At 69.7% G+C, this 20475-nt stretch carries 19 protein-coding genes and 2 pseudogenes; 8 read left to right on the top strand and 13 right to left on the bottom strand.

What is annotated here, in order from left to right; translation table 11 throughout:
* Positions 1–27: 27 nt before the first annotated feature.
* Positions 28–1353 (top strand): S1 family peptidase, encoded by a 1326-nt coding sequence (locus tag OG844_RS03755; RefSeq protein WP_406388068.1) that lies wholly within the window; start codon positions 28–30, stop codon positions 1351–1353.
* A gap of 90 nt (positions 1354–1443) precedes the next feature.
* Here the strand turns inward: OG844_RS03755 and OG844_RS03750 are convergent, their stop codons facing one another.
* The 3 genes from OG844_RS03750 to OG844_RS03740 all read right to left on the bottom strand — a co-directional run bounded on the left by OG844_RS03750 (position 1444) and on the right by OG844_RS03740 (position 6198).
* Positions 1444–3126 (bottom strand): nickel transporter, encoded by a 1683-nt coding sequence (locus OG844_RS03750; protein WP_406388067.1) that lies wholly within the window; start codon positions 3124–3126, stop codon positions 1444–1446.
* Entirely contained in the window at positions 3123–4433 is a 1311-nt protein-coding gene (locus OG844_RS03745; protein ID WP_406388066.1) for a tetratricopeptide repeat protein, read from the bottom strand. Before OG844_RS03745 ends, OG844_RS03750 begins: the two co-directional genes overlap by 4 nt.
* Positions 4434–4650: 217 nt before the next feature.
* Positions 4651–6198 carry a DUF4331 domain-containing protein gene (locus OG844_RS03740; protein WP_406388065.1) on the bottom strand — a complete coding sequence of 516 codons (1548 nt, stop codon included), beginning with the start codon at positions 6196–6198 and terminating at the stop codon, positions 4651–4653.
* 317 nt (positions 6199–6515) lie between these two features.
* Here OG844_RS03740 and OG844_RS03735 point away from each other — a divergent pair, with 317 nt between their 5' ends.
* Positions 6516–6758, top strand: coding sequence for a DUF6411 family protein (locus tag OG844_RS03735; protein WP_406388064.1), 243 nt, complete (start codon positions 6516–6518; stop codon positions 6756–6758).
* Positions 6759–6828: 70 nt separating this feature from the next.
* On the opposite strand, the gene OG844_RS03730 is transcribed toward OG844_RS03735, so the two are convergent.
* On the bottom strand, positions 6829–7356 hold the full coding sequence (locus OG844_RS03730; protein WP_406388063.1) for a hypothetical protein: 528 nt from the start codon (positions 7354–7356) through the stop codon (positions 6829–6831).
* Positions 7357–7476: 120 nt separating this feature from the next.
* Here OG844_RS03730 and OG844_RS03725 point away from each other — a divergent pair, with 120 nt between their 5' ends.
* On the top strand, positions 7477–8826 hold the full coding sequence (locus OG844_RS03725) for a BTAD domain-containing putative transcriptional regulator (protein WP_406388062.1): 1350 nt from the start codon (positions 7477–7479) through the stop codon (positions 8824–8826).
* Positions 8827–8872: 46 nt separating this feature from the next.
* On the opposite strand, the gene OG844_RS03720 is transcribed toward OG844_RS03725, so the two are convergent.
* Positions 8873–9964, bottom strand: a complete 1092-nt coding sequence (locus OG844_RS03720; protein ID WP_406388061.1) for a glutamate--cysteine ligase — start codon at positions 9962–9964, stop codon at positions 8873–8875.
* Between the two features lie 212 nt (positions 9965–10176).
* Between OG844_RS03720 and OG844_RS03715 the strand changes: the two genes are divergently transcribed.
* From OG844_RS03715 to OG844_RS03700, 4 genes and pseudogenes are all read left to right on the top strand, one after another.
* Positions 10177–10713 (top strand): cysteine hydrolase family protein, encoded by a 537-nt coding sequence (locus OG844_RS03715; RefSeq protein WP_406388060.1) that lies wholly within the window; start codon positions 10177–10179, stop codon positions 10711–10713.
* 55 nt (positions 10714–10768) lie between these two features.
* Positions 10769–11443 (top strand): HAD family hydrolase, encoded by a 675-nt coding sequence (locus tag OG844_RS03710; protein WP_406388059.1) that lies wholly within the window; start codon positions 10769–10771, stop codon positions 11441–11443.
* Between the two features lie 196 nt (positions 11444–11639).
* The gene (locus tag OG844_RS03705) at positions 11640–12416 is read left to right on the top strand and encodes a VOC family protein (RefSeq protein ID WP_406388058.1); all 777 of its coding nucleotides are present in this window, start codon (positions 11640–11642) and stop codon (positions 12414–12416) included.
* A 16-nt stretch (positions 12417–12432) separates the two neighbouring features.
* Positions 12433–12731, top strand: a pseudogene (locus OG844_RS03700) (LLM class flavin-dependent oxidoreductase); the annotation flags it as partial.
* 263 nt (positions 12732–12994) lie between these two features.
* Here OG844_RS03700 and OG844_RS03695 read toward each other — a convergent pair.
* The 3 genes and pseudogenes from OG844_RS03695 to OG844_RS03685 form a co-directional block, all read right to left on the bottom strand.
* Positions 12995–13321 (bottom strand): plasmid stabilization protein, encoded by a 327-nt coding sequence (locus OG844_RS03695; RefSeq protein ID WP_406388056.1) that lies wholly within the window; start codon positions 13319–13321, stop codon positions 12995–12997.
* Positions 13322–13828: 507 nt separating this feature from the next.
* Entirely contained in the window at positions 13829–14131 is a 303-nt protein-coding gene (locus OG844_RS03690; protein WP_406388055.1) for a helix-turn-helix domain-containing protein, read from the bottom strand.
* A 127-nt stretch (positions 14132–14258) separates the two neighbouring features.
* Positions 14259–14432, bottom strand: a pseudogene (locus OG844_RS03685) (recombinase family protein); the annotation flags it as partial.
* Positions 14433–14633: 201 nt separating this feature from the next.
* On the opposite strand from OG844_RS03685, the gene OG844_RS03680 reads away from it, so the two are divergent.
* A complete protein-coding gene (locus tag OG844_RS03680; protein ID WP_005474438.1) occupies positions 14634–15071 on the top strand; it encodes a VOC family protein in 438 nt (145 codons plus the stop codon).
* Positions 15072–15199: 128 nt separating this feature from the next.
* Here the strand turns inward: OG844_RS03680 and OG844_RS03675 are convergent, their stop codons facing one another.
* The 5 genes from OG844_RS03675 to OG844_RS03655 all read right to left on the bottom strand — a co-directional run bounded on the left by OG844_RS03675 (position 15200) and on the right by OG844_RS03655 (position 20308).
* A complete protein-coding gene (locus tag OG844_RS03675; protein ID WP_406388054.1) occupies positions 15200–15763 on the bottom strand; it encodes a hypothetical protein in 564 nt (187 codons plus the stop codon).
* Complete coding sequence (locus OG844_RS03670; protein ID WP_406388053.1) at positions 15760–16452, bottom strand: hypothetical protein; 693 nt, start codon at positions 16450–16452, stop codon at positions 15760–15762. The genes OG844_RS03675 and OG844_RS03670 overlap by 4 nt, the downstream gene beginning before the upstream one ends.
* Positions 16449–17462, bottom strand: a complete 1014-nt coding sequence (locus OG844_RS03665; protein WP_406395989.1) for a TniB family NTP-binding protein — start codon at positions 17460–17462, stop codon at positions 16449–16451. Before OG844_RS03665 ends, OG844_RS03670 begins: the two co-directional genes overlap by 4 nt.
* A 2-nt stretch (positions 17463–17464) precedes the next feature.
* Entirely contained in the window at positions 17465–19558 is a 2094-nt protein-coding gene (locus OG844_RS03660; RefSeq protein WP_406388052.1) for a Mu transposase C-terminal domain-containing protein, read from the bottom strand.
* A 147-nt stretch (positions 19559–19705) separates the two neighbouring features.
* Complete coding sequence (locus OG844_RS03655) at positions 19706–20308, bottom strand: TnsA-like heteromeric transposase endonuclease subunit (protein ID WP_406388051.1); 603 nt, start codon at positions 20306–20308, stop codon at positions 19706–19708.
* Positions 20309–20475 lie beyond the last annotated feature (167 nt).

Below are 20475 nucleotides of genomic sequence, written 5' to 3'. Positions count from 1 at the left end.
GTCCGCACGGCTTCGAGGGGGCAACGGATGAGGCACGCACGACGCAGCCTGCAACGGATCGCACGGCTGGCGGCCGTCGGCGGACTGCTCTGCGGCGGGCTGATGGTGACCAGCGCCGTGGCGGGCGAATCCTCTGGCCCGCCGGACGGCACAGGCGGCACCGTTCCGCCTGCCGAGCTCGGCGCGGGTCTGGTCTCGCAGCTCGGCACCTCGCGCACGGCGGGCAGTTGGATCGGCTCCGACGGCCGCCCTGTCGTCGCGGTGACCGACGCGGAGGCCGCGGCGGAGGTCCGGCGAGCGGGGGCACGCGCCGAACTCGTCCGTCACAGCATGGTCAGCCTCCGGTCGGCCACCGACGCGCTGGGCGAAGCCCCCCGGGTGTCCGGCACGGCATGGGCGATGGACTACTCGTCCAACCGGATCGTCGTTCATGCCGACAGCACCGTGTCCGCCACTGACTGGTCACGGATGTCGGGCCTCGCCGAGGAGATCGGCAGCTTCGTGCACATGCGGCGGACCGGAGGAACCCTCACCACCCGACTCAACGGCGCCGACCCGATCTTCGCCCGCAACGGACGCTGCTCCGCTGGATTCAACGTGACCGACGGCCGGCAGGACTTCGTCCTGACAGCCGGTCACTGCGGTCCACGCGGAACCGCCTGGTTCCAGGACGCGACGGGCACCCGGCAACTCGGCACCACCACGGCTGCCAGCTTTCCCGGCAGCGACTTCTCGCTCGTCGCGTACGGGAACGGTGAAGCTTCCGGTGCGAGGAGCGTCGTCGGTGTCGGTGGTGACCAGACGGTGAGGATCGTGGCGGTCGCCGACCCTGTCGTCGGCCAACGGGCCTTCCGCAGCGGCAGCACCACCGGGGTGCGCGCCGGCCGGGTGACCGCGCTGAACGCGACGGTGAACTACCCCGAGGGCACGGTGACCGGCCTGATCGAGACGACGCTCTGCGCCGAACCGGGCGACAGCGGGGGGCCGCTGTTCGCCGACGGGCTGGCCCTCGGCCTGACGTCCGGGGGCAATGGCGACTGCACCATCGGCGGTACCACGTACTTCCAGCCGGCAACCACCGCGATGGCGGCCCTCGGAGTGAGACTGACCGCCGAAGGAAGCGGTACCGGCCAGGTCCCACCCCCGTCCGCCGCAGGAGCCGTCGCCCCGGGGGCTGTTGCCCCAGGATCGTCGGGGCTTCCGATGTTCGGCGGTACCGTCAGCTTCCGGACCCTCACGCCTGGTCTGCTGGTCATCGCCGTGAGCCTTCTCGGGCTCGCGGCAACCGGCTTGATCCGATCGGCCCAGCGGCGGAACAGTTACCGACGCCGGTACGCCCGGAGCTGGAACTGAGCCTCCTACCGGCGGCGCCGTCCTTCCGGGCCCGGCCGGTCGATCGCCCAGCTCCTGGTGCGGGTTCATGCCTGGCCTGTCCGTACCTTCTCAGCTCAGAGCGGTTGCCAGTCCCCTGAACACCAGTCCGCACCCGAGGATCAGGACGACGGAGGCCGTGGCGAGCGGCGCCAGCCGGTGGGCACGCGCGAGTACCCGGCTTCGCGGCCGCTGGACCAGCCTCCGGGCCGTGGTCTCCCGTAGCCGCACCACCAGGAACCCGGCTCCCGCGAGCGTCAGCGCCAGCCCGCCTCCGTACGACAGGACCAGCAGGAAGCCGAACCACGCCTGACCGAGAGCGGCCGCGCCGATGAGTACGACGACGGCGGAGGGACTCGGCACCAACCCGCCGGCCAGGCCGAGGAGTATCACGCCGCGGAGCCCGGGGGCGGGCGGCACGTGGCTGTGGGAATGACTGTGGGGATGGCTGTGGTCATGCCCATGGTGATGATCGTCGCCGTGCGTCTGGCCGGTACCCGCCGGTGTGGGGGAGCGGTCTGCGGTTTCGCCGGAGTGCTCGGCTCGGCGCACCGTCGCGAGAGCGGGAACCCGCTCCTCACCGTGCGGAGTTCCGGTGTCCTCACCGCGCTCGTGTGCAGGGGCGTGCTCATGCCCGGATGCGCGGCTTCCGTGATGACCGGGGCCGTGAGTGCGGTGGCGCAGACGCCACCCCCTGCGCAACAGAAGCACCCCTGCGACCGCGACCAGGGCGCCGCTCGCGATACCCAGCCAGGACACCACGGTCGGCGCCGCCGCCGAGCCGGCGGTGATCAGGGCACCCAGCGCGAAGACGCCCAGCGTATGGGTGAGAGTCACCGAAGCCCCGAGAGCCAGCATGTCGCGCAAGGAACCACGGCCGCCCGCTGCTGCGGCGGCGGCCATCATGGTCTTGCCGTGCCCCGGGGCCAACGCGTGCATGGCGCCCAGCAGCAGCGAAACCACGAGCGCCAGCGCGGCGAAGCCCACGGTCAGCTCGTGCCGGGCGACCAGCCCGGTCAGCGCCTGCGTCCAACGGTCCGTCCCGCGCGGCAGCACGCCCAACGCCGGGGAGGCGTTCGCCTCGTCCTCGGTCCCCGCCCGCAGCGCCGACCCGCCGGGGCGGACCGTGAACGTGGCCGAACGCGAGTCGGGCGGTGAGGAGAGCAGGTCGTCGGGATACGCGGTCAGCCGCCGGGACCGGGAGGTGTCGGGCACGCCCGCCCCCGAGATCGTCATCCGGTCGCCCCGTGCGGTGATCTCCCGCCACCCGACGCCGGTGGCTACGTCCGCCGGGCGGTACGAGAGTCGCAACCGCGCGCCATCCTGCAGCGGCGCCGCCATCCCGCAGGTCACGCGCAGTGTCTGCAGCCCCGCCTGCCCCGCACGCACCTGCGCCTTCGCGCTCCTCACCGAGACGGAGACCCCGGTGCCGCCCGCGTCCCTGCCCCCGACCGTGAACCGAGCACCCTCGGCGGCAGCGTCGCACCGCGCCCGGGCCCATGCCGACAGTTCGTCCGGCGCGAGCCGGTCGTCCCGGTCGGTGTCGATACGGATCCGTTCCTGCGAGGCGGGGATCTCAGCCAGGTCCTCCACGTGGTCCACGCTGAGCTGCCCCGGAACGACGACGAGACCGTCGTACTGGTTCACCGTGAAGTTGCCCAAGGGGTGTGCTTGCGCCGCCCGCGCCGGGAGCAGAGCCAGGACAGTGCCCGTCGCCAGCGTGGCGAGAGCGCAGGCGGCGGTACGGCGGATCATGAGTCACCCCGGGGCCGGGTCAGCGCCGACAGGGCGGATGCGGCGTCGTGGGCTCCCGTGGGTGAGAAGCCCGGATTCAGATCGAGCGCGGCCCGCAGATGGCGCCGGGCAGCTCCGTCGTCGTCGAGAGCGCGCTCGATCATGCCCCGGTGAAAGAGGAAAGAGGCGTTCCGATAGCCGGGCGACCCGGAGGTCGCCTTCTTCGCGTACGTCAGTGCCTCCTGGTTCCTGCCGTTCGCGTGCAGCGCCCAGGCGAGAGCGTCCGCCGTGTGCACGCTCTCGCGGCGGGTCCATTCGGCGCGCGCCGACTTCAACGCCTCGGCGGCGTTGCCGTGGTCGGCCTCGAGGAGGGAGGACTCCAGATCGGTGGCGACGCCATTGGCGCGGGCCAGACGGGTCCAGATGCGGATGAGCGCGTACTGCTCCTCGGCCTGCCGACGCTGTCCGCCCGCCTCGTACAGTTCGGCGAGGGCGGCGAGCTGCCCAGGCAGCGGGTAACGCCGTACGACCCCCTCGAGATCGCTCACCGCACGCTTTCGATCGCCCAGCGCGGCATGGGCGCGACCGCGTCCTTCCAGCGCCGGCAGGTGCTCCGGTTCGCCGCGCAGAGCGGTCGCGAAATGCTTCAGCGCCTGACGGAACTCACCCTGGGACCAGGAAAGGTTGCCGAGTGACGTGGCCGCATAGGCCACGTCGGCCGTACTGAATGCCGAGGCCAGCGCCCGCAGCAGCACCCGACGTGCCCCCTTCACGTCGCCGCGCAACTCCAGGACGTACGCGTACCGCGTGAACACGGGTATGCCGGGACGCCGCCGGTCGGCGAGCTCCACCGCCTCCAGCGCCTCGTCGTAGCGGCCGAGTTCGACCAGGGCATCGACCCGGCTGCACAGCGCCCGCTCGCTGTACGGGTTCACCCTCAGCGCCCGGTCCACCAGCATCAGCGCCGCTTCGAAGTCGTGGCGCGCGGCGGCCAGCGCCGCCTGACCGGCGAGTGCCGCGTCGTTCCCGTCCGCGGCACGCAGCTTCAGTGAACGCTCGAACGCCGCCTCGGCCTGCGGATACCGTGTCGGATCACCGCTGGTCCGAGCCTGTTCGACGTATGCGGCGCCCAGGGTCGCCCACCCGGTGGCGTCCCGGGGCTGCGTCCTGAGGTGCCGCTGCAAGGTGGTGATGCCCTGCGCCAGCTCCCCGACGGCCAACTGCTCGACGGGCACATCCGCCGCGACCGCGCTCCCGGCGCGCTCGGGCCGCACCGCATCACCGCCGGCCCCGGACGCCACCGAGGTGAACGTGAGCCCGAGAGCCACCGCCACGACTGCGGAGACGCGCCAACGCCCCGGCCCGTGCCGTCGCTGAAACCTTCGCGCGAACCGCGGCGTGCGTACGGGCATCGATCCTGCCCTCCTCGTTCTCGGTCGGTGGTGGTTCGGCAGCGTCGTGGGGGAGTGCGTAACGCCGGCCGGCGGGCCCTGGTCACGAGAGGCTCCGGTCCGCCGTGGCACCCGACAGCCCGACGGCTGGGCGTCAGCCGAGCCAGGACCGCTGACCGGTTCGACGGCGGGAACGCAGCCACGCCGTGCCGAAGCCGACCAGCAGCACCGTCGCGGCTCCCGTTCCCGCGGAGGCGAGCATCACCGTGTCGTCGTCCCACGACGCGGTGATCGAGGACATCCCGCCCGTCAGTCCTGTGGTGTTCGCCTTCGTGGCAGCCTCCGACGCCCTGACGTCGGAACCGGCGGTGGGCAGGGCGACGTACGGAAAGGCGGTGCCGAACTTCTTGTCGTTCGCGTCGACGGCGTCGCCCAGGTCGTTCTTCGAACCGACGAGTTCGCCCTCGACGACCTGGAGCGCGATGTCCAGCACGTCGTCCGTCAGACGCCGCCCGTTGGGGAAGCCCGCGTTGTCGCCGTCCAGCACCCCCAGCCGTTTCGGCTCCGCGACCGGCTTGATGGACGTGTTGAGGCGCAGCATCTCCGAAGCCTTGACCGCCGGAGGCTGGTTGAGGTCCTTCACCCCGGTCAGGAACACCGAGACGAGATCGTCGCGCGGCTCCGCCGGAGCCTTGATCTTGTAGATTCCCTCGATGAGTTTCGGCAGCTCGGGTTCGGTGACGTTCTTCAGGAAGTCGCCGTCGTTCTCGGGCGACGACGCGTTGAACCTGTCCTTGTCCTTGACCGGATTGACGACCTCGTTGACCAGCGGCATGCCGAGCCGCGACACCCGCGTCCAGTCGCCGTATGCGTTCTTCCGCTCCGTCGTCGCGTAGATGCCGACCACCGGCTGCTCGGCGGACTCCCGGATGTACGAGTTCGGCACCTGGAGGGCGATCGTGTTGACGTTGTAGCCCTGGAGAGTGTCGTTGCCGACCTCCGACAGATCACCGCCGTACAGGAGGTCGAAGACCCGCAGGTCGAGGAAGAACGGATCATCGGCCTGACCGGCGAAGGCCTTGAGCCCGCCGGCGATCTTCTGAACCGCCTGGTCGCGCAGCGCCTGGTAGTCGGGCATCGACGCCTTGCCGACGTTCGACGGCGCGACCGGCAGGCCCTTCGCCAGCGGGTGGCGCGAGACAGGCTTCCCGTGCTGCAACCGCAGCAGCTCCAGGTCGTACGTCTGAGTGAAGTTGAGGTCCGGATCGGTCAGGCTCTCCACCGGGCCCGTGTTGTAGAGGAAAGTGTTCTCGTTCTTCCGGTGGTCCTTGAAGGTGAACCGGTACAGGAGGTCGTCCTGGGCGTCACCGTCGCTGTCGATGTGGATGTCATAGCGGGCGTCGCCGGCGAACGTGTAGAAGTTGGGGCCACCGGCCGGCTCCTGGAACGGCAGCCAGTTCGCCACCAGCGTCGTCGAGTCGGGATGGTCGGGGCTGACGAACGCGTACACGTCGGTGTTGTCGAACTGGGGCTGCCCGGAGATCAGGGGCGCTTCCCGGTGGCTCGAGGCTGTCGCCGTCTCCGGCTCCAGCATGCCCACGCCGGCAGCTGTGAGTCCTCCGGCGGCCAGCGCACCACAGGCGACCAGAGCAATGCTCCCGCGCCCCCGCCAGGTCCGGCCGCTTCTTGTCGTTGCGGTCATCTCGTCCATCCTTCATCGGGCATCGGTCCGTTCCGGCTTGCTCGTAGCTCCAGTACGTGCGCCGCACCGGTCTTGTTCGGCGCTGACCGAACGAGTTCGACCGCGTGACGACCGGAGGAGGCGGCCGGCATCGGTGAGTACGAGTGCGGGTGAGCGCGGCGGTGGCCGCTCGAGCTGGGAAGGAATGCCATGACGGATGAGGCGCAACGCGACTCGGTGAGGGGACGCGGCCGGTGTCGCAGTCTCGGAGCGGTCAGCCGGATTGAGGGCGCCCCCGGCGGGCAGGCGAGGCTTGCACCACTACAGAAGGAGATTTGATGATCATCGTCGGAATAGTCGCCGTCTGTGTTGTCCTGGCCGTCCTCGCCTTCTTCGTCCCGAAGCTCTCCCGCCACCCCGAGCGCGGAACCCAGCGCACGCTGGGGCTGGGCTCCCGCGCGGGCAGCAAGGCGCCCGGCGCCCTGGGCCGCGCCTTCAGCAAGCCCTTCCGCAGCAGCTCCAAGGCCGTAGGACGCAGTGGTTCGGCCGGTCGCCGCGCCCGCTGGCGCATGCCGTTCTGACGGCTTCCGTGGAACTCCTGCGCTCCACGGGCGCGGCGACGCCGGGAAGTGGCCCGTCAAGCCGTGCGGTTCAGGAGATCCGCTCGCAGATGTCCGTCGTCGAGCCATGAGCCATGGTCACGGTCTTGTGGCCGGACGCGCTGATGGCGAGGGTGTACACGCCGTCGACGACGTACATGCCCCGGTCGAGGTTGCCCTCACCCACGCCGACCAGGACCGGCCCCAGCACCGACCAGAACTGCGAACCGTCGGCGCGGTACTCGACGATCGCGGAGCCGCTAGCGTCCGCGTCGTAGAAGACGTCCGAGACCTTGTTGGTGACCCGGACGACGAGGTCCCCCCTGTACGCCACACTCTTCGGCGACCCGTCCGGGTACCGGGCCAGAACACGCTGCACCACCTCGTCCACGACAGGTTCGCCATGGATGGCGAAGTCGCATCGGTGGCCCGCGGCGACATCCCAGGGCGCGGAAGGCGCGGGCTCCCAGCCGAGATCGTGTTGCAGGCCGGAGTGTTCGGCGCCGGTGGCGTGGGCCGGCGTCGCGCCCAGGAGCGTGGTTGCCAGGATTGATCCGATGGCCAGAGCTGTTCGTCGCATGATGACTTCCCGTGAGTGAGGTTCGGCTGGTGTCCCGGCCAAAGAGTGACCCCGGCTTCTCACCACTCGCTGACCACGCCTGTCTGCCGCGCGGTCGGGCCGGATACGCTCACCAAGGCCATGGAGTTCCAACTGCTGGGTCCGTTCGAGGCCCGACACGAAGGTGCGCGGATCCTTGTCGCCGACCGCCGTCAGGAGCGCTGCCTCCTTTCGGTCCTGCTCCTCGAGGCAGGGCGGGTCGTCGCCACCGACCGCCTCGCCGACCTGCTGTGGGACGGTGATGCCTCCGCGTCCGCCCGCCGCACCATCCACACCTACATAGGCCGCATCCGCGCCCGACTGCGGCCGCACGGGCTGCACATCGACACCCGGCACGGCGGTTATGTCCTCGACCCGGGTGGTCACACCATCGATGCCGAAGACTTCATCGCCCTGTGCGGCCGCGCACGGGCGACCACGGACGCCGTCCAGCGTGTGCGCCACTACGACGAGGCACTTGCCCTCTGGCGCGGGCCGCTGCTCGCCGACGTGGCCGACGACGCGCTGCGCACGCGGCTCGGCAGCCACCTCGGCGAACTGAGGATGTCCGCACTGGAACAGAGAGCGGAAGCCCACCTGGAACTCGGCGAGCACGACAAGGTGGTCGCCGAACTCTCACCGCTCGCCCCCCGGCACCCCGAAAGGGAGAGGCTCGTCGCCGCGCAGATGACCGGGCTGCGCAGAAGCGGCCGGCAGGCCGAGGCCCTCGACCTCTACCGGCTCACCCGGCAGGCGCTCGTGAGCCGTCTCGGCGTCGAGCCGGGCGACCGACTGCGGACCCTGAACGAGCGCATGCTGCGGGGTGATCCCCGGCTGGACCGGCCGCCCGGGCCCGTGTACGCGGTGCGTGTGGGGGAGGAATGGCTGCCCTGGTCCACGAGCGGTCACCCCGCGCTCGAGTTCTGCAACACCTACGCCGGCTGGGGCGGGCCTCCCCTGCCCGGATCCGAGTGGCTGCGTTCGTACTCCACACTGGCCGTATGGGCAGGCCATATGGATCTCGCGGAGGCCCATGTCGTGTCGGGGCTGCTCAAGCAGGCACTGCAGCAACCGAATGATGCCGCGGCAGTCCTGCGGGAGGCCCGGGAGTTCCGTACGCAGCTCTACACCGTTCTGACCGACATCGATGATGTGCGGGCCTTCAAAGCGGTAGCCGGTGTGGCGGAGGCCGCGGCAAGAACCTCCGCGTTCGTCTTCGGACAGGACAGACTGGGCCGGTGGCGACTGTCGCCGTCCGCCGGACTGCGTCTGCCCCTTCTCGCTGTGGCCCGCAGCGCGGCCGAACTGCTGGCCGCTCCGGCCAGATTCATGATCCGGGTATGTCCGGGGGAGGGCTGCGGCTGGGTGTTTCCCGACGAGAGCGGTCGGCGCAGATGGTGCAGCCTCCGCACCTGCGGGAAGGACGTGTCGACGGTGTCGTACCCTGACTGAGCCTGTGACCTGGGAAGATCAAGGCCCGGGAGGGCAGTTCCAGGGGTCAGCCGCGCGTCCTGGCCACGCACGCGGCCACTACGTCACGGAGACTGCCCGTGCGGTCGAGTGCCTCCCGCTGGATCCGTGCCCCGGTCCCGCGCTCCAGTACGTTCTTGAGCGCGGCCTCGGCCCATGCGAGGTCGCCGCTCTCCTCCAAGGAGTCGCGGACGTGCGCGAGCAGGGCGCCCACGACCTCGGACGCGGGCTCGGGCAGCATGGTCAGGGGGTGGAGCAGCTGCCCGTCCAGCCCCTCCCGTCCGGCTTGCCAGGCGGCCATGCGCAGGACACCCACCCCGACCGGGTCGGGCGGCTCCCCTTCGGACCAGCTGCGTGCCGCCGTGTCGACCAGCCCGCGCACGAGGGTGGCGAGCAGCGCGGCGTCGGCCGGATCGAGGCACACATCGGCCACCCGGACCTCGACTGTCGGGTACCGGTGCGAGAGCCGTGCGTCGAAGTAGATCATTCCCTTGTCGCGCAGAACCCCCGTGTCGACGAGTGCCGCGACCTGTTCGTGGTAGCGGTCGGCGGAACCGAAGACCTCGACCGGTCCGGCCGAAGGCCAGCGCCCCCAGACCCTGCTCCGATAACTGGCGTACGCGCTGTCGAGGCCCTGCCAGAAGGGTGAGTTGGCGCTCAGCGCAAGGAGCACCGACAGCCAGGGGCGTATACGGTCCAGCACCCCGACGCCCTCCTCGTCCGACTCCACCGAGACGTGCACGTGGCATCCGCAGGTCAGCTGCTCCTGCGTGGTCAGTCCGAACCTCTCGGCGAGCCACCGGTACCTCTCGCCCTCGCCGATCGAAGGGCTGACCGGCAGAGGCGCTGTCGCCATGGCTGCCACGGCAGCACCGGCCTGGGCGGCACTCTTCGCCGCCTCGGCCCGTGAGCGAAGGATCTCGTCCGCGAGTTCGCGCATGTCGGTGCGCGGTTCGGTGGCGAACTCCAGTTGCTGGTCATGGAGTTCCGGCTCGAAGACCGAGTCGCCCTTCGCACGGCGTTCCGCGAGGGCCAGCACGGCCGTCGACAGTGCGCGGGGCTCACCGCTCTGTTCGTCGACGAGCAGCAGCTCCTCCTCGACACCCACCGTCCGCACCATCGTGGCCTCCCGAGCCCTATTTTGCCGACCGCCACGGCCGGGCGTGCTGTTCCTGCCACCCACCGACTGCCCCGTGCTTCCGGCTTCACGCGAGCAGGGGCCCCGACGGGATTCGGGACCGCGCACATGGACAGTGCCCCACGTCCTCCCGTTGCCGACATCGAGCCCCAGGAAATTCGCTGCGGACGCGAGTGAATGGCACCATGGGATTCATGCTGAGTAAGGCGCTGATCGTCATTGACATGATCAATGGTTATGACCATCAGGATGCCGAGCAGCTGATTCCCTCGGCAGAACGCGCAGTTCCCGTCATCGCAGGGCTGCTGCGGACGGCTCGTGCGAACGGCACACCGGTCATCTATGCCAACGACAACTTCGGGGAATGGCGTTCGCATCACGGGGAGATCGTGGAATCGGCACTGGCCGGCGCGCGCCCCGATCTGGTCGAACCGCTGCAGCCGGACGGGCAGTCACTTTTCGTGGTGAAGGCCAGGCACTCGATCTTCTACGAGACACCCCTGCCGTACCTGCTCGACCAGGTGGGCGTCGGCCATCTCGTTCTCTGCGGTCAGGTGACGGAGCAATGCGTTCTCTACTCGGCACTGGATGCGCATATCCGCCACCTAGGTCTTACGATTCCTGAGGAGGGGGTCGCCCATATTCATGCGGACCTCGCTCAGGCCGCACTCCACATGATGGAACGGAACATGGGCGCCCGCATATGCGCCGCAGAGGCGGTCGAATTCTGACGTCCGACCGCGGCGCCGCGCACCTGCTGCGTACAGCTGCCGAGGGAGGAAGGCCATGGCGCCTGCTGCTCTGTTCGACGTGGACGGGACACTTGTGGACACCAACTACCTGCATGTGACCTCGTGGTGGGAGGCTTTTCGACAGGCAGGCCACATCATTCCGATGACCGCGGTGCACCGGGCCATCGGACGTGGATCCGCCGACCTCGTCGAGCACCTTCTCGGGCCAGGGCGGGACCGCGAGCAGGACACGCGGATCAGTGCCGTGCACGCGGCTCTGTACGCCACCTACTTCGAACGGCTACCGCCCCTGGAGGGCGCGGCGGATCTTCTGCGCGCCCTGTCCGCACGGGGCTGGACCGTAGTGCTGGCCACGTCCGCATCCGGTGGTGAGCTCAAGGCCATGAGACGGGCACTCGACGCCGACGACGCCATCGCCGACACGGCGAGTGCCGACGACGTCGACGAGGGGAAACCCGCCCCGGATCCGATCCGGCACGCGATGGATCTCGCCGGCGCACGCAGCGAAGAGACGGTCTACGTCGGCGATTCCGTGTGGGACATGGAAGCGGCGACCGGAGCGTCGGTGGCTGCCGTGGGCCTCCTGTCGGGCGGAATTCCCAGAGCGGAGCTCGAACAGGCCGGGGCGGTGGAGATCTACCGCACTCCCGCAGATCTTCTCGCCCGCCTGGAAACCAGCGTCTTCACCCGCATCGGCGGATCCGGCTGAGCCGGATCCGCCGGCGGGGCATCCGGCGTGAGCGCCGTCGTGCCGAGGTGCGGGTCGGCGGGGACGGGGGCATCGTGGTGTACGGGGCCGGCCGCCCCGCACTGTCGGGTGTCCATCGGCCAGTGGGGACCACGAGCCCCGCGGATCAGGACTGCTCCGCCCCTGCCGTCGTGCGGTCCGGGCGAAGGAGCGTCGGATGTCAGCCCTCGAAAGGATCTCGCCGCAATGCGGGGCGCCTTGCTGGGTGAATCTGGCGGCACGGGATCTGCGTGCGGCTCAGTCCTTCTACGGCACTGTCATGCACTGGGAATTTCACCCCAGCAGTCTCGGCAGCGACTTCTCGGTCGCCCTCGCGCACGGCAGACCGGTCGCCGGAATCGGGCGCTGCCCGGGCGGCGACGGTCCCTCCGCCGTCTGGATTCCGTACTTCGCCGTGAGCAGCGCGGACGGGACAGCGGACAGAGTCAGGGAACGCGGCGCCACACTCGCGGTGGGCCCGATCCCGCTGGGCGACGGGCGCGCCGGGGTCGCTGCAGACCGGGAAGGGGCCACGTTCGGCTTCTGGGAGGGGTCGACTCCGGCCTGGTCGGCGGGAGAGGGGGCGCCGGCTCGGCTGGACCTGCAGACCCGACACGCCTTCGAGGCGGCCATCTTCTACGCCGAGGTCTTCGACTGGGCGGCCGGGCCGTCCGGCAGTTGTACGGTCGACTACGCACAGGACCACGTGCTCATCCAGGCCGGGGGGCGCACCGTGGCCACTCTGCGAGGCGGAGCAACCGATGCCGCTCCGGACCCCAGAGCGCGGACGCGGTGGATCGTCGACTTCTTCGTCCCGGACAGCGAGCAGACGGCGGCCGCAGCCGTCGATCACGGCGGCGAAGCGATATCCGTACCCTCGCCCGATGGCTCCTCGAGGAGCGCGTTCGTGATCTCCGACTCCGAAGGTGCCCTCTTCTCCGTCTCCGACCGATGACGCGGCTCGGCCCGGTCCGACCACGCGCTCCCATCCCGCGGTGGTGGCGCGCAAGGCGGCGACGCTGCAGTTGCTCTCCGAGGGGAGGTTCCGGCTCGGACCGGGTTCCGGCGAGAACCTCAACGAGCACGTGGACGGCGCCGGGTGGCCGGCCGCCCATGTGCGTCTGGTGATGCTCGAGGAAGTCGTGCAGATCACTGGGGAGCTTTTCGACGGAGGGTACGTGAACCAACACGGCACGCACTCGACGTGGACAACGCCAGGCTGTGGGACCTGTCTGAGACGCGTGTCCCCCATGGGTGTCGCGGTGCCGGGTGGAAGTTCGTAGATGCGGTGCGCGCCCATACCGGGGCAGGGTTCACCGACGTCGCGCTCGCCCGGACCTTCATCCGCTGCGCGCAGGACAAGCCCCTGCCCGCCCTGCGCGCACTCTGAGAGGTCCTGCGGCCCGGTCGTCGAGCTCTCGGCGGAGAGGGTCTCGCACGTGCCGGACACGCAGGAAGGCCGCCCGGTCCGCCCGGTCCGCCCGCAGGATGGGCGACCGTCCCTGCGGGCGGCGGAAGCCGCACGGCGGCGGCTCAGCGGCTGACGGCCTTGAGGAGCTCTTCCTTGTTCATCGTCGAGCGGCCCTCGATGTTCTTCTTCCTGGCCTCTTGGTACAGCTGGTCCTTGGTGCGGCCCTGCGCACCCTTGTGCGAGCGCTCGCCGCCACGCTGCGAGGCCGACTTCGGGTCGCGTGTCGACGTCCTGCTCGCCGTCTTCGCCTCCCCCGAGCGGGCGCGCTCCTTGTTGACCGTGCGGGCGGCGATCTCCTTCGCACGCTTCTCGGACGTGCCGCGCTTCTCGGCACTCTCCTTGACGTGCTCGTACTGACGCTCACGCTTGGGGCTGGATCCTGCCGGCATGGCGTTCTCCTCCTCGTTCACTTCAGGGGCTCGGCCCACCCGTACACGGGTCCGACGGCACGGGTACGCGGTGCCGCCCCACGTATCCCGTTACCGCTGGTGCACCGTCGGAAACATGGCACCCGCGACAGGCTTGCGCCCGCCGGGCCGTGCCGCTCGGGTGACGCGTTGAGCGGTCACGCTCCGCAACCGGGTCGAACTTCGGCTCGCGGTCGAAGTCGTAGAGGCCGCTGCGGGTTCCACCAGATGCCGCCGTACTCGGACTTCGCTCCCGACAAGCGGGGCATCGCGGAGCTGTCGTGGACGCGCTGACGCGCAGGATCGACGCGGGCGCGATGGCGCCGCACTCGCGACTCACCGCGGGGTTCGGGGGCCGAGTAGGAACGGACCAGGAAACCGGTGTTGCTGTCAGAAGTTTTGACAGGCGGTGATCTGGGCCGTGTCGGAGCCGGTGGCAACGAAGTCGGACCCGTAATCCCAGCACGGACGCCAGACGCAAGGTAGTGGTCAGGACTTCGCGGCAGCGGTCTTCTTCGGCTGGCGGGGCACGGTCTTGGTCTTGTCGAGGTGTCCGTACACCGTCGATCTTGGCACGTTGAACATGTCAGCGATCTGCTGGACGGTCTTCTCCCTCTCGTCGTAGAGCTGCTGGGCGAGCTCGGCTTGGTCGGCCGTGAGCTTCGGTCGGCGGCCGCCGACCCGGCCGCGGGCCCGTGCGGAGGCGAGCCCGTCGTTCGTGTTCGCCACGATCAGCTCGCGCTGGAGTTCCGCGAGCACGGAGAGCATCCCGAACATGCCCCGGCCCTCCATGGTGGCGGTGTCGATGCCCTGCTCGATGACGTGCAGCCCGATCCCGCGGTCGCGCAGCTCGGGCGCCGAGGGTCACCAGGTGCAGCACTGAGCGGGAGAGCCGGTCGAGCCGGGTGACCTTCAGCGTGTCGCCTTCACGCATGAGCTGCATGACGAGATCGAGCTTGGGTCGGGAGGCTTTCGCGCCACTGGCGACGTCGACGCGGATGTTGTCGCGGTCGACGCCGTTGCGCAGAAGCGCGTCGATCTGGTGGTCGGGGTTCTGGTCGGCCGTCGAAGTGCGGCAGTAGCCAAGGAGCATTGTCGGACCCCGCCGACCGTTCACCGACGTTGATTTTCGACGCGACTTGTCGACAGTACCCACTGACCTGTGACAGCGAAGTTTGACGGTTTGCCATCGATTCCTAATGCCGTTCGTCAAGTCGCGGCGCACGCTTGAGGTAGCGGGCATGAGGTGTCGGAGGTGCGCGGTACTCTCCGTTCATCCGACTGGGGAGGGCTCATGGGGACCAAGTGGAGCTTGACGATCGACTGCGCGTACCCGGGGAAACTGGCCGCGTTCTGGGCGCTGGCGTTGGGCTACGAGGAGAAGCCCGCGCCCGCAGGGTTCGGGAGCTGGGAGGAGTGGTTTTCGCATCATGAGGTTCCGGAGGACGAGTGGGATGACGGGGCGTACCTCTCAGATCCGGACGGCGTGGGCCCCACCTTGTCCTTCCTGAAGGTGCCGGAGCCGAAGGTGGCGAAGAACCGGCTGCATATCGACGTGCAAGTTGGTGGTGGCCGTGAAACCCCGTGGGAGGTGCGCTGGCCGCGCGTGGTCGAGGCGGTGGAGCGGTTGACCGCTGCGGGCGCGACGGTAGTCCGCGAGGACGAGTTGCAGGGCAGGCCGGATCACGTGGTGATGGCAGACCCGGAAGGTAACGAGTTCTGTCTGGTCTGACGGGGTCGGTCAGGCCAACTGGCCGCGCGCAGCGTGTCGCGTCCCTACCTATGCGGCAGCCCTTGCCGGCGGAGCTGGCTCGTAGCGCCGTCCGTCCCGCAGAACAACGTAGGGAAGTTTGACCGTGATCACGAGGGCAGTGCGGACGTCACGGGGGTGAGCATGTCGTGCAGGTCTGCGGCGTCGATCGCGGCCAGGAGCATGACGAGGTTGTGGGTGTGGCGCATGGGACCGCGCGGTTGCTGATACTGGAGTGCGATGCGGACGATGCGCCGGTCGAGTTTGTAGCGGGCGCTGAGCTGCTGCCGGTGTGTGCCGTCCTGGTAGGCGTCGAACAGGAGCATGACGAGGTTGAGCCTGGTCGGGGAGTCCGTGACCCGGCGATCGAGCGCTTTGGAGAAGACACAGGTTCGATCCGGGTCGGAGTCAACGCGTCCCGGGGCATCGGGGAGTGCCCGTCGCAGGTTGGTGACGGTCCGTCCGGTGGCCTGGGCCAGCAGGTCGAGGTCTGGGGTCCCGTAACTGCCGCGTCGGCAAAGGACCCTGAGCAGGTATTTGTAGGGCAGGTGGTTGGCGCGGGCGAGACGGCGGATGAAGGACTCGGTGCCCTCGCCGAGGTGTGGCCGGACCTGGATGGGCAGGCGGGTGAGTCGCGGGGGCTGCGGGTGGCTGTCCGCTCGGGCAGTGGTCACGGGTTGATCAGGCCGTTGTGAGCGGGGACGTTGTCGCGTACTTCCTTCCGCCGCCGGAACGCTCTCTGGCGGCAGGCGGCAGAGCAGTATCGCCGGGCGCCGGTCCGGCCTGGGTCGATGGGGGTGCCGCAGTGACTGCAGCCGGCCGTGGGCCTCTGCTCGGAGAGATCGGTCTGCCGCTCGACGACGGCAGGTCCGGCCGGTTGGAGGAGTGCCCGGTGGCGGCAGCGCGATGAACACCAGCGCCGGGCTTCTCCCTCGGCCGTCGCGGCGATGGGCTTCGTGCAGAACTCGCAGATCAGCGGCCGTGGTTGAGTGGACTGGTCGGGGCGGTGGCGTCTTCGGTGGGCTCGCTGACGGCAGCGGGCGGAGCAGTGCTGGCGGGGACTTCTGGCGCCGGGCTTGGTCGCCGGGAGCGGCGCGTTGCACTCTTTGCAGGTGCCGGACGTGCCTTCCAGGGTGTCCCGGAGGGCGGCGGGGTCCCGGCCGGTCGCGGCACCGAGGCGGCTGTAGCTCGGGGTGCCTTTGTGGTGGGGCGGTTCGCAGAGGTAGTCCCGCAGGTAGCCGGCCTTGAGGTGGTTGGCGTGGGCGAGGCGGACGATGAACGCATCGGTGCCCTCGCGCGGAAGCGGCCGGACCTGAACGGGTAGCTGGGTCACCGAGGGGTCGGGGACGAGGTTCACGGTCATCGTGCCGCCCGGGGCTTGGCGGTCGTGGCCTCCTGGGCGGCGAAGTCCAGCGGGACCGCGTCCAGTCCGTCCCGGGTGATCTCCTCGGTGCCGGTGAGCATCGCGTCGATCGCGGCGCCGCGGATGAGATGAGACAGGGCGCCGATCATGCCGCCGGTGCGGTCGTGGGGGTAGCGGTCGAGCGCGGCCAGGCTGCCCGGCGCGTGCTGGTGCAGAAGCAGAGTGTTCTCCATCTGCGCGACCAGGCCCTTCCATTCCCGGTTGTAGGGGAAGGGATGGGTGGGGATGAGGGTGAAGCGTCCGGCGATCTGGGCGCCGCGGGTGCCGGACAGCAGGGTGCTGCCCTCGATGTCGATGCCGGCGTAGATGAAGGTCGCCGGTATTCGCTCCGAGAAGTACTTCAGGGTGTCGGCGACTTCGGCGCCATTGCGGCTGGTCAGCGAGATGTTGTGGAGCTCGTCGACCAGCACCAGACCCGTGCGGGCATCCGTGCAGACACCGACGACGGCCTCGATGATGTCGGTGATGTTGAAGCGGGCCCTCACGGGCAGGCCCAGGAAGCGGGCGAACTCGGCCGCGATCATGCGGGCGGTCGCGGCGGGCGGGAGGGTGACGTAGAGGACCGGGATCCGGTCCTGGGCATGGGGATGGCGGGAGCGGTCGAGGAGTTCGTGCGCCAGGCCGAGCTGGGTGATCGCGATGGTCTTCCCTGTCCCGGCGGGCCCTGAGACGATCAGCCCGCGGCGGGCGCTGATGGCGTGCCGGTTCAGCACGACCAGACGCCGGCCGGTGGCGACGGTGTGGCGGACGGTGGAGGTGGCCACCACCAGCAGACGTGCGTGGTGGTCGAGGCGGGTCTCGTCGTAGAGGTACTTGTCCGGCGCAGGCAGCGCGGCGTACTTGGCGGCGGTCAGCAGTGCCGGAGGTGCGGGCGGGTCAACGGCGAACTGGCGCCATCCGGGCAGTGTGGTCAGGTGCCGCCCGGTGTCCTCGGCTGCGGTGTCCGGCATCGTCACGTGCGTCTCCAGGGGTCTTCGCGCGGATCGAACAGGCCCAGCGGGATCACCTCGGCCAATGTCTCCTCCGCCTCGGCATCCTCGGCCGGTCCGTCCGGGGCTTCGGTCGCCGTCTGCGGAGCGGGCTCGGGACGGGGCGCCGGGGTGGATGGCCCGGCGGCCTTGGTGCGGGCGGCCACCCGCCGGTCCCGCTTGCTGGCCTTGGCCGGCTTCGCCGGCCGGTCCGCCTCTTCGGGCCCGGCGTGGGCGCGGGTGAGCAGGTCGGCGACCGCGTCGGCGATCTCGGTCTCGGTGGCGTCGGGCAGCTGGTGGCTGACGTGGTTCCAGGCCAGGTCACCGAAGGGCATCGGGGCCCGGTTCAGGTGCTTCCAGGTGGCCTGGACCCACGAGCCGTCGCCGCGATGGTCGCGTACCCAGATCCGGGAGACGTCGTAGGGGTCGCGATGGACCTCCCAAAGGCCCCGCTTGGCCTGGACGCCGGAGTGCCGGCGGCGCATCGGGCCAAGCTCGGGGCTGTCGTAGGTCCGGTTCTTGATGCGGATGCCGTAGTCGTTGACCACCCGACAGTCCGCGGGCAGAAGTTCGACGTAGTCGTCGCCGGTCAGCGCGACCGGGACGTAACCGCAGATCTCGACGAGCGTGGCGTACTTCTCGTTCGGGGTGAACATCCGCCCCGGATGGGACGGGTCACGCAGCCCGTCGTGTCTGCGATTTTGCCACTTCGCGACAATCCACTCATCCAGGTACTCCTGCAACTCCATCAAGGACCACAGGCGTTCACGTTCCAGATGCCGTCCGCGGTGGTCGGCGGAGCGGCCGGTGTAGCCCGGCAGGAACTGGGCGAAGAGCGTGGCCACCGAGCCCAGCATCGACTCGATGTGCCCCTTCTCGAAGCCCGCCGCCTTGTGGGCCGGCTGCACGTCGATCTCCAGGAAGGGGCAGGACGACTGGAAGTTGCGGGAGATGAACGCCTTCCCGTGGTCGCAGACGATCATCTCGGGGACGATCACCGGACGGGCGGCGGCATGCGCCAGGCGCTCGTCCAGGTCCAGCAACCTGCGGTGCGGCAGCAGCGAGCGGGACATCCTCAAGGCGTCCACCCAGCCCGGACGCATGAGCTCGGGGGTGACGGTGCGGGCCAGCAGCACGCTGGCATCGACGGCCTTCGTGCTCGGCCGCAGCACGGCTGCGGTCAGCGTCCTCGTCGCGACATCGATCATGGCGGTGAGTTCAACTCGCCCGGTCACCCCGATGTCGAGGAGGACCAGCACGTCCAGCGGCGTGGAGTCGATCTGCATGACCTCGCCCGGCGCGAAGGCGGGCAGTTCACCGAACGGTGCTGTCGCCCCGTGCGCCTTGGAGCGGCGGTTGGTGGCCGTGCCGAAGGTGTGGGTGCCGGAGGTCAGCTTGGCCAGCAGCCGGTAGAGCGTGCGCTCGGAGGGCAGCTCGACACCCTGGCCGTCAGCGGATTCTTTGAGGATCTCCCCGGTCTTCCAGAGGATGAAGGCCCCGTTGCGGGTCGAGGAGTCAACGCCCTCGGCGATCGCCTGCCGCATGGCCGCCACGATCCGCTCGTCGATCGAGCCGAACTCGCTCTGCTTGCGGACCGGCCGGTGGTCGGCCAGTCCCAGCACTCCCTCGGCCTGGTAGCGGCGGCGCCGGTGAGCGACCGTACTCGCCGACACCTTGTGGCCCAGCGAGGTCAGCTCGGCGGCCTTGGCCCGCTGCCGAGCGGTCAACGAGCGGCCCGCCGCGTACTCGGGCCGCGGCACCGCGTACTCACCGGCATCCGGCGGCAGGCCGTGCAGGACTTCGAGGATGTGCCCCTCCCACCACAGGGCCCTTTCCATGACCCGGTCGGGGAACGTTTCCAGCAGCGACGCGGTCGGCAACGGCATCCGCACCGGGTTGTCGACCACCGCGAAGTCGGCCTCCGCGACCAGCTCGGCCACCGTCACCACCTGCGGATCACCGCCGGAGTCGGTCAAGGTCACGGTCTTCGTGGCAACGGCGACCACCCCGCGGACCTGGCCCCGGTAGCGGACCCAGGAGCCGACCGCGATCCCAGCCGGCCGTCGCAACGTACTCATCCTCGCCGCCCTTCCGCCCAGACCGGGCTCTCGGCCCGAAGCAGTCCGCCCTCCAGATCCGTGGCCAGGATTCCCGACCACATCAGGTGGAACAGCACGGGCAACACCAGCAAGCGGTCACCGGCCTGAACTGCCCCTGCCAGCAGCTCAGTCGGCTCCGCGAAGATGTCCAGCAGCAGCTCGGCGACATCGGTGCGGCGGCCGCACCGGCTCCTGCGATAGCGCGACAGCCACCGGACATTGGCCCATGAGCACCGGGTCGGGGACGCCGACGTGGGAGAACTCCCAGCCCACCGCCCGGCAGGCCACCCGGGTCCCGGCGAACAGCTCCGCGGTCGCCTCGTCCATCCGGTCACCGGCACGGACATCGACCACGCGGCCCCGGCCGTCCGCGAGCCGTACGAAGTAGTCCGGAGCGTGGCGGCGCAGACGCTTCCCCTCGCGCCAGTGCAGCCAGAACGGCTGCGAGGCGATCCCGATGATCTCCGGATCCCGGTCCATCAGGATCAGCCGGTCCCGCTCCAGCCAGGACTCGTAGCCCACGTGGCCGCCCGCGGTCACCGAGTAGTACCAGCCGGCGAAACTCTCTGTGTCCTTGGCCCAGTTGAACGTACGGACCGGATCACCAGCCTCGAACCGCGTGTCCCAGGCCCGTCCCAGCGGCTCCCGTCGACGCTCACCTTCATCGTAAAAGTCCAGCTCAAAGGCCGATAACGGGGCATCGCCGTACGCAAGCGCCGGTGCCCCCACCGTTCCCCCAGACCCTCAGCAGCCCCACCAGTCAAACTTCGCTGGCAGGAACCTACCGGTGGTCAAACTTCGGTGGCAATGGATCAATCATCGCTGTCACAGGTCACCCACCTGCGGGTTCGTGATCGCGCACGCACGTGTCGACAGACGTTCGTTTGACGACACTC

It is taken from the genome of Streptomyces sp. NBC_00887 (assembly GCF_045207585.1).
This window is presented reverse-complemented; position numbering and strand designations above follow the sequence as displayed.